The organism is Bacillus sp. LR--39 (assembly GCF_053613335.1).
In genome coordinates this window covers 1-935 of the sequence record NZ_JBSIOT010000476.1, presented here as the reverse complement: position 1 = coordinate 935, position 935 = coordinate 1, and the positions used below count along the sequence as shown (strand labels likewise).

1 protein-coding gene and 1 pseudogene are annotated in these 935 nt (G+C 47.3%); both read right to left on the bottom strand.

Features of this window, described 5'->3' with window-relative positions; genetic code table 11:
• Nucleotides 1-150 (bottom strand): annotated as a pseudogene (locus ACWHAR_RS24265) (protease); the annotation flags it as partial.
• A gap of 132 nt (nucleotides 151-282) precedes the next feature.
• On the bottom strand, nucleotides 283-935 hold a 653-nt coding region (locus ACWHAR_RS24260; protein WP_452088081.1), incomplete at its 5' end, for a methyl-accepting chemotaxis protein.

Below are 935 nucleotides of genomic sequence, written 5' to 3'. Positions count from 1 at the left end.
GTATTTGCCCTTGTATTCATGATCCGCTTTTTCACCAATGAAATGTACGATCGCTCCTTCTTCCTTCAACCTTAAAACTGGATACCACAGTTCTAAATCTTCGAATTCATCGCTGACAAGCGCGATCACTTTCTTGCCTTCCAGTCGCATGATTGATCCTTTCCTGTACAACCAGTGTACGATAGATGACAGTCTGTTTAAACCTATTTATACCCTTCCCCGTTCCTTTAAAAAGATGCTTTTCCCGGGCAAAAGGCTGCCGGATCGGCGGAAGCCTGATGTTTAGTCAATCTTAAATTTTTTCGTTAAATCGCGCAGTTCTTCAGCCATTTGTTCAAGCGTAGCCGCAGAAGAACTGATTTCCTCCATTGAAGCGAGCTGTTCTTCAGCCGAAGCGGCAATGTCTTGAATGCTTCCTGAGCTTTCACGCGATACGTCTGCAATTTCTTCAACCGCTCCCGCGACTTGCTGTGACCCTTCTGACAGCTCTTCAACTGCCGCATTCATCGTCTGCAGCTTGCCCGCGATTTCGTTTGTCATGTCATAAATCTGCTTAAAGCTTGTATCTGTTTCATCTGTGATGGTGAGTCCCGACTGTACTTCACGGTTGACGTCCCGGAACATGTCCAGCGACTTTCCGATTTCATTGACGATTTCCTGAATGAGCGCTTCAATTTCTTTTGCCGATGACGCGGATTGCTCAGCCAGTTTGCGCACTTCTTCGGCAACTACAGAAAACCCTCTTCCGGCTTCACCGGCTCTTGCTGCTTCAATTGCCGCGTTCAACGCGAGCAAATTCGTCTGGTCTGCGATGCCGTTGATCACCCGCAGGATCGCCGTAATGTCTTTTGATTTGCTCTCAAGTCCTTTCACGACGGATTCCGCCTGTTTAACGGAATGATCGATGGAATTCATCTGTCCGACCGTTTTTTGAA